Annotated in this window: 1 protein-coding gene; it reads right to left on the bottom strand. The window is 35.4% G+C overall.

What is annotated here, in order from left to right; genetic code table 11:
• Positions 1-845, bottom strand: an 845-nt coding sequence (locus CHRY9293_RS18405; RefSeq protein ID WP_162034309.1) for an AMP-binding protein, incomplete at both ends; no start/stop codon positions are given.

Raw genomic sequence — 845 nt, 5'->3', positions numbered from 1 at the left:
TCCTACCATTCCTTTAGGGATAAGATTACCGTGTGCGTCTACGATTACTGAAATACTATTGGGTACTGGCCTACCTATAGGAATATTTTGATATTCCCGCTTTGGATCTAGGATATGGAAAGATGAATATACTGTAAATTCAGTAGGACCATAACCATTAATTATTTTTACTGATGATGGTTTTGTAGTTTTTAATTTTTCACCTCCCATCATTAGATATCGGAGCGGTAAATCATACTGGTTTAGCATTTCCATCCCTAACTGTGTACTTAAAGTAAGTCCTGTTATTTGATGTTGGTTAAAATATTGATACATCCCTTCCATATCTTGGCGAAGAGGAGATGATAAAATATGTACTTCTGCTCCTACTGATAGGGGAACTGCCCAATCGTCAAAAGATATATCAAAACTAAAACTTGAATGCCCCAGGCAACGATCATTAGAATTCACTTCTAAACAAGAAGCTCGCCACTCTACAAACGATCGAAGACTTTTATGTTCTATCATTACCCCTTTAGGTTTTCCTGTTGAACCTGAAGTATAAATCATATATGCCAAATTATCTGCTTTACTTCGATTAATTGGATCTGCATATTGAGTCAAATCAATTTCATCTACAAAAATGATATTCTCAACAGCGAAATTCCCATTTTTCTGTTTCTCAGTAAATAATGAACGTGTGGTAATAAGTATCTTGGATTGTGAATCATTCAGCATATATTGCAAACGATCAGTTGGGTAATCACTATCTAAAGGAACATAAGCTCCCCCAGCTTTGAACACTGCTAATATGCTAATTAAGAATTCTTTACATCGCGGCAACATAAGGGAAACAAATTGATCGA

The organism is Chryseobacterium potabilaquae (genome assembly GCF_902728265.1).
GTDB classification, from domain to species: domain Bacteria; phylum Bacteroidota; class Bacteroidia; order Flavobacteriales; family Weeksellaceae; genus Chryseobacterium; species Chryseobacterium potabilaquae.
The sequence above is the reverse complement of the archived record's forward strand: the minus strand, read 5'-3'. Positions and strand labels throughout refer to the sequence as shown.